Here is a 7,011-nt window from a genome sequence, read left to right as displayed (position 1 = left end):
GGCGATGGCTTCAACGACGGTGTTGTCGCGCGCCGGGTCCACTTTGGAGCGGCCGAGGATCGGCCAGCCCTGGAATCGGCCGGCTGTGTCGTTCTCGCCGAGCAGCTGCTCGCGGGTGTCGCTGGTGTTCTTGTCCATCCACCAAAACAGGTCTCGGAACTTCAGGGAGTTCCCGCGGAAATTCTTGATGATCACGTCCAACACGTCGGTATCTCCTTCGGGTGCGGTGAGGTCGCCGGACATGGCGCGGGCCACGTCGGCGCGGAACAGGTTCATGTCGATAGCGCCGGGGTCCCACTTGCCTTGCTCGGCACCTGCCCATTCCTTGTGACCGATGGCGCGCGAGGCGGGTAGGCCGAGGTGGTCGAGGATGGCGGCGACGCCACGCACGTAGGCGTTGTACTGGGCGGCGGGCCATACGTCGCCGTAGCGGTGCGGTAGGTCCGGCTTGCCGCCGCCGTTGTTGGCGGCCTCGATGCCGATCGTGTACTGATTCGCTGCGTCGTCGGGCAGGCCGGGATAGCTGCCTGCGCCTGCGTGCCAGGCGATGCCAGCGCCGCAGATCGTGTAGACGCCCTCGGGTGAGAGGTGCAGCTGCGAGGCGAGGCCGAGTTCGGGGTGTTCGGCGATACCGCGGGGGCTTTCGCCGTAACTGCCGGTGTGGTGGCAGATGACGCCCCAGATTGGGCCGAAATCACCATGTCCGCGGTCGTGCCAACCGGGGTACTCGCGCACCTCGAGGCCCGCGTTACGCAGTACTTCGGGAATCCATGTCGGATCGCTCATTGCTGTTGCGCCTCCTCGATTTTCGCTCGCAGGCGGGCGACGATGCCCGCGTACGCCTCGGATTTGGTTGCCGCGCCGCTGTATTCGATGCCGCGCGGGTGAGCCGCCGACCAAGTGCCGTCGTCCTCCTGGCGCACGGCAATGTCGCCGACGTCGTAGAACGTCTCGGGGTCGGGCGCGGGCCACTGCCCGGACTCGTCCGGGGTGATGTGGAGGCCGTCGTCGTACGGGGCGGGCGGGCCGCCCGGGGTCGGAATCCAGCGAACACGCTCGCATTCCTCATGCCAGCGCCAGCCACGTTCGTAGAAATAGGCGGCGATCCGGACCGCCGACTTGATCTCGACGACGCCGGGCTCGGCGAGTTTGCGACCGGCCGGATTGCGCCACTCGGGCAGATGGACTACGGCGAGGTCTTTCGCCAGGGTGAGCACTTGCGGGTCGAGGTGCGGTAGGTCCCCGGGGTCGGGCAGTTTGCCGTCGAGCAGTTTGGCGAGGAATTCGCGCATTGCGGGCGGGATTTCGGGCGGGCCCTGCGTTTTGCGGGCCTGCTGCGCGGCCTCGGTCTGCTCTCGCAGTCGCCCCGCCTCGGTAGTCATTTGCTCGACGATCTCGGGTGCGCGTTGCTCGGTCATCCGGTCCTCACGGGGTATAGGGCTGCGCCATCACGATGAGCTGGGCGGCGGCGGTCTGTACGGAGTAATTGGCGTTTCCAAATACGCGCTTGGCGATCACGTAGAGCGCGGCCGTGGTGTTGGCGGGGACGACGCCGAGATCGCTGCTCGGGCTGACCGGGTATTCCCACCTCGGATGGAAAATGACCTCGCCCGAGTTGGCCAGGGACACCGAGACGCCGTAGCCGACGAGCACGCCGTCGACGCCGCCAAGGCGTACCTCGATATTCACGCGACCGGAATCGACGGACGAGACGTGATTTTGCATGCCGATAGAGCCGGTGAGCACGATCGGACGCCACGCATACGGCAGCGCCGGAATGTTCATGGTGGCAAGGGTTTTCGGCGACTGCGACAGGTTCGAGCCGCCGGTGAATTGGTTTCCGGCGATGGCCCATGGGCCCGCGAGCCGCGGTGGCGTGATCGGGTGAAATTTGTTGTCGCTGGTACTCCACGCCAGTACCGAGTCCTGCCGGGCCCCGGTCATGTCGACGTCCTGTGCGGCGGCGATTGCGCCAGCGCTGCCGGGGTCGCCGACGTCGCCGGTCACCCCGCGCGGGAATGTGATTGTCAGGGTTTGGTTCGGCGCGGTGCCGGTGATCGAGGCGGCAGCGGCCGAGCCGGTCGCGCCAGCGAGGGCCTCGCCGACGAGGGTGGTCGGGTCCGCTTGGTGGCCGGGCCGCTGGAATGCGTTGGCGCACCGCACGAATTCCATGCCCGTCCACAAGTAGAGCGCGTTTTCGGCGACGACTCGCCACGCTCGGCGGGCCTCGGCGGTACCGAGGCCGAGGGCCTGTAGCGCGGCGAAGGTCGCGATATCGCCCATCCATTGCCAGGGCCACGCCGGGCCGCCCTGTAATCCCACGATTCCGGGCGGGCCCTGGCGAACCTCGACCAGTACCTCGCGGCCGACGAGCTCGACAGGGTTCACGGTGTAGGGCAGGCCGACCGGGTCCTCGACCGTGCGCATGGTCACGGTCACGTCTGCGTCGTAGACGATGCTCATGCGGGAGCTCCTGACACGGGTACCGCCCATACCGCGAGGTGGCTGTAATCGCGGATGTAGTCATACGGCGGTGCGTTGGTAGTGGCCTGAATTTGCAGCACGATCGTTGCGGCGACGCCTGCGGCGATCACACCCACCGAGCCGCCAGGGGTAACCGCGTTCGTACGTAGGTGAGGTACGAGCGTGCAGTGCCGAAAGACGTTGTGCCCGTGCCCATCTCCGTAACCAACGATGGTGCCGGGGCCCGAAATGATGGCTTGTAGAACCATGCGTTCGGCCGGTTTGTTGCTCGTGCATCGCAGCATCGCGCCGCCGGTCACGAACGGCCGCCACGCGACGTTCTGAGCCGGGATCGGCAGGCTCGCAATCGTGTTGGGGATCGTCGACGAGGCCGAGATATCGGCGACGAATCCCGCGCCGCCGTCGTAGCGTGCGCCCTCGACGATCGTCCAGGGCCCGCGCCAGGACGGATCGGGCACCGGGGTCCATTTGCTCGCCGGAGCGTTCCACAGCGGCACCATTCCGGCCGCCATGGTCACGCTCGCATCGAAATCGCTGGCGGCGCGGATCGGTCCGGGCGGCCCGGCCGGGCCCTTCTGTCCTTGACGGCCCCGTGGGACAACGAGATTGACGGCCTGTGCGGGCGGGGTGCCGGTCACGGTGATCTGGAGATCCGACCCAGCGGGCCCGGTGGTCACGCTGCCGACGGTGAGCGTATTCGGGGTGCCGGTCGGGCCGTGCGCGCCGAATGCGTCGGGGAACGTATCGAAACCCGTGCCGTTCCAGTAGGCGAGCCCGTTCGTGGTCACGACGCGCCATGCCTTGCCCGCCTGCGCGGGGCCCAGAGTGCCGCCCAATGCCGACAGGGCCGCCTGATCGGCGATATCGCCTTCCCAACGGAACGGGGCCGCGGGCGGGCCGGTCTCGCCGATATGGCCCGCGGGCCCGGTCGGTAGCTCGAGGGTGGAATCGGCCGGGGTGGCTTGCATGGATTGGACGATGTCGGCCGCGCCGACACCCTCGTCCAGGCCCGCGACGCGCACGCCCCGGAAGTACTCGCCAATGGTTGACATCACGCTCCGATCGGCAGGGCCCACAGGACCGCGCTCGCGAGCGTCCGATCCCAAGCAATGTTGGTGGCGTCGGTGCCGATCTTCTCGACCTGGACAATCAGCGACGCCGCTGTTCCGGCCGGGATGCTGGCGTAGGTCGAGCTGGGCGACAGCGGTTTCGGGCCGTCGTCGCCGAACTTGGGCGGCGCGGTGACGTGATACATGCTCTGGGACGCCCGGATACCCGCGCCGTACGCGACCATTACGCCGGTCGCGGTATTCAGGCGGCCAGTGAGAACGGGATACGTGCCGCCCGCCTCGACGGCCTGAATGAATCCGGCGAGCCAGACCATCGGCCGCCACGCGAACGGCAGGACTGGAAGCGCGAACACACCCGCGACGATCGCCGAGGCCGCGCTGTTCGCGTTGGCGGCGAAATCCTCCTGATACCAGGCCCACGGGCCGAAACCGCCCGGCGGCGGCCCGACCTTCCAGCGTTTCGAGGCGGCTTGGTAGTTGAACATGCTGCGCTGCGTCGGGCCGGTGCTGGAATCGAAATCGGTTGCGGTCGAGAGCTTCCCGCTACTTCCGGGCGGGCCGGGGTTGCCTTGCAGTCCAGCGGGCGCGGTGGCCTGCACGGTGAGGGCCGCGCCGTTGGCGGTGACCTTGACGGCGGGTGTCGTGATTGTTTCCGAGTGCGTCGTCGACGTCGTTACAGTCGTCGGGTCCGCGGTTAGACCTTGTACGCCAACAGCATTCGGCGAGTGCTGCCATGCGGTACCGGTCCACACATCCATGCCGTTGGTATCGAGGCGGTGCCACCACTTGCCGCGGTCGTCGGGTCCGAGGCCGGCGGGCCGGGCCGCGGCGTTGGCTATGGTGCCCTGCTTGACGAATGTCGAGCGCGGCACGCCACGCGGGCCCGTCTCGCCGCGCGAGCCCGCGGGCAATGCCTGCGTTGCGGCCTCGGCCGTCGGGGTGATGGTGGCCTCGAGCATCGGCACGCCGTCGAGGTCGGGCTCGGAATCGATGGTTATCCGGGCTGGAAATGACACGTCGGACACGCGGAAACATCCTCTCGTGCAAGGGTTTTCGTCAGAAGATGATGAGGTCGAGGTCCGCGCCGACGTCGGTCGAGAGGGTTTTCACGATCTGGGCGAGCGTGCCCAACCGCCCCCAGGCTTTGACGACGGGGTCCTCTTCGTCCGAGCCGTCGCCGATAACGAGCTCCCAGCGCGCCGCGGCGCCGCGGTCGTCGGTGAAAGTTGCCTCGGTGACGTAGTCGACGAACAGTTGGTCAGCGACTTGGAAACCGATTTGGTCGCCTACCTCGAAGTCTTTGCCGAACGTGTAGGGCGAGCCGTCGCCGATGCTGACCTTTTGCGATGTGTAGCCCCGGGTTTGGCGCAAACCCCGTTTGCCACTCATCACGCCGTCGAGGGTGAATGCCTTGTCACTGCCGGTGATGTAGAGCTCCCGGAACGCGTACGGGCCTGCGCGGCGGGCGCGGCCCTGGTCGGTGTAGACCATGAACGCGAGAAACACGTCGTCGAGCTGACCGGTATAGAGCGAGTCCAGGCCCGGTACACCGATGAGCAGACCCAGCCATGACAGCAGGTTTTTGATGGCAATCTCGATGCCCGCATTGACCCAGCCCGGACTCTTGCCCCCGACGATGACGTCGATTGCGGTCGGCTTGTGCACGGCCACCTCGGACGGGCCAAGGCCCGAATACTCGCCTTCCCGGTACCACACCCACGGCAGGCCGCGCTGTGTGCCGAGCGGGCCCGGATTGGCGTAGACCGCCTCGTATTCGCTCTGTGCATCGAATGCGGGATAGCGAACCGGGGTGGTGCCGTCGTCGAGAAAGTCCTCGACGAACAACAGGAAACCGTCGAGCAATGTGCCGGTGGGCCCGGTGATGTTGCTCTTGTTCTTGCCCTCGATAACGACCGTCGGCCGGTCGAGCGTGTAGTGATCAGGTGCGGGCTGCTCGTCCTCCTCGGGCAGGAAAAACCGGACGTCGAGTAGGCACCCGGCATCATCGAGCTGGGAGACGAGCAACGCGTCGGCCATGTCGAAACGGGCAAGTGCCGCACCGGCTTTCGAAACGTCATGCCACACGTCCACGGGAACGATCGTGATCGGCCACATGGCCCCGGACGGGTCGAGCGAACCGTATTGCGACTGCAACCGAATGAGATTCGCCGATAGGTAGGTCAGCGCCATTGTGATGACCGGGGCAATGACGAGGTGGTGCCTCGGCCACTGCGCGATGATCGGCGCGAACGGCGAGGCCCAGCAACAAATAGAGGCGATGTGCTGCCATGCGTGAATGGCCTCGATATCGATCGTCTCGATACCGTTCTCGTCGCGGATGATCGCTGCCCGGGTTACGTACCCATCCCACCGAAATGCCTTGGTGTTGACCGTGATTGGAATCGTCGCGTCTTCGCCGTCCTCGTTGGCGAAAAAGTGGTCATAGTAGAGAAAATCCTTGCGGGGCACGCTCATCTTCAGCCCGCCCGCGGCGTTGCGCACGCGGCTGAATTGCAGAGACGTGTAGTTGTGCTCCTCCCCTACCTCGCTTTTCCACTTGTCGTAGTAGCGGACCAGGACTGTTTGATCGGCGCGGAATTGCTGGTCTTCGCGCTCGAGGACGTCGAGGCGGCGGGCGGCGGCCGCGTGGTCCCAGCTCACCAGGGCCTCGACGATCTCGGGGTGACATCGACGCGCACGCTCGCCGCAGTGGTCGCGCCGTCCGAGCAGCGCACGACGAGCTCGGTCGAGGACCATGGCGGCATTGCGGCCAGCCAGCGCCGCCCGGCGAGCTGGGCCCACACGTTGCGGCCGTCCGGCAGCGCATTGGAGTAGACGCGGGCGGTCCGGTGCCGCGGATGCGTGTCGATACGCAACTCTTCGCCGACGCGGAGCACCGGCGTTTCGACGATGCGCAGGCCCTCGGCGTCGGTCGGGTCCTGGATCGCGTAGCGGCCGGGGCCGTGCATGGTGTAGCGGGCCCACCCCGGTTGATCGGCGGCATTGCGGGCACGTAGACGGCCCTCGTTCGCGCCGTCGGCGTTCACCCACAGGTCCCATTCGCCGATCTGCTGCATGAGCGGATCGAGGGCAACGACGCCCATCGTGTACGCCTCATGAAAATTGCGCGCCGGGTCGATACCGGTGATCGGCTCGGGCGCGGCGTCCAGGCGTACACCTTGAAAGCGCCAACCCTGGTGCCGGGTGTAGAAGCCGAGGCGGCCGGGGGTGTCGGTCGACCAGTCGCGGAACCATGCGTCATGTACGGCGTGGAAATGCCGAGCCGAGGTGAATTGCAGCGGCAGGGCATCGCCCCCGATATCGATCGTGAAATCGAGTTCCTTCTTGGACCGCACCGACCGCAGGAACGTCGCGCCGTCCTGGCGCGCGCCCTCGGACACGAGCAGCTGCACAGGGGCGAACATGTGCCCCTTCGGGCTATCGCCCAGCGCGACGC

The 7,011-nt window shown here is 66.8% G+C and carries 7 protein-coding genes; all 7 read right to left on the bottom strand.

All coding sequences use genetic code 11. From position 1 onward, the window contains the following. The coding region (locus tag NA10_RS29290) for a peptidoglycan recognition protein family protein (RefSeq protein WP_169812667.1) at nt 1–786 on the bottom strand (786 nt) is incomplete at its 3' end. Further along, nucleotides 783–1,418 carry a hypothetical protein gene (locus NA10_RS37190; protein ID WP_067573713.1) on the bottom strand — a complete coding sequence of 212 codons (636 nt, stop codon included), beginning with the start codon at nt 1,416–1,418 and terminating at the stop codon, nt 783–785. The genes NA10_RS37190 and NA10_RS29290, both read right to left, overlap by 4 nt. A gap of 7 nt (nt 1,419–1,425) precedes the next feature. Next, a complete protein-coding gene (locus tag NA10_RS29280; RefSeq protein ID WP_157556812.1) occupies nt 1,426–2,427 on the bottom strand; it encodes a hypothetical protein in 1,002 nt (333 codons plus the stop codon). A gap of 32 nt (nt 2,428–2,459) precedes the next feature. Beyond that, the gene (locus tag NA10_RS29275) at nt 2,460–3,536 is read right to left on the bottom strand and encodes a collagen-like domain-containing protein (RefSeq protein WP_067573711.1); all 1,077 of its coding nucleotides are present in this window, start codon (nt 3,534–3,536) and stop codon (nt 2,460–2,462) included. After that, a complete protein-coding gene (locus NA10_RS29270; RefSeq protein ID WP_157556811.1) occupies nt 3,536–4,579 on the bottom strand; it encodes a hypothetical protein in 1,044 nt (347 codons plus the stop codon). The genes NA10_RS29275 and NA10_RS29270 overlap by 1 nt, the downstream gene beginning before the upstream one ends. A gap of 31 nt (nt 4,580–4,610) precedes the next feature. Then, nucleotides 4,611–6,215, bottom strand: coding sequence for a Gp37-like protein (locus tag NA10_RS29265; protein ID WP_067573707.1), 1,605 nt, complete (start codon nt 6,213–6,215; stop codon nt 4,611–4,613). Beyond that, nucleotides 6,212–7,011: phage tail protein (locus NA10_RS29260; RefSeq protein WP_067573702.1), on the bottom strand; the 800-nt coding region annotated here is incomplete at its 5' end. The genes NA10_RS29265 and NA10_RS29260, both read right to left, overlap by 4 nt.

Source organism: Nocardia acidivorans NBRC 108247 (assembly GCF_001625085.1).
GTDB classification, from domain to species: domain Bacteria; phylum Actinomycetota; class Actinomycetes; order Mycobacteriales; family Mycobacteriaceae; genus Nocardia; species Nocardia acidivorans.
Note: the sequence above shows the minus strand (reverse complement) of the source record. Positions and strands in the feature narration are given on the sequence as shown.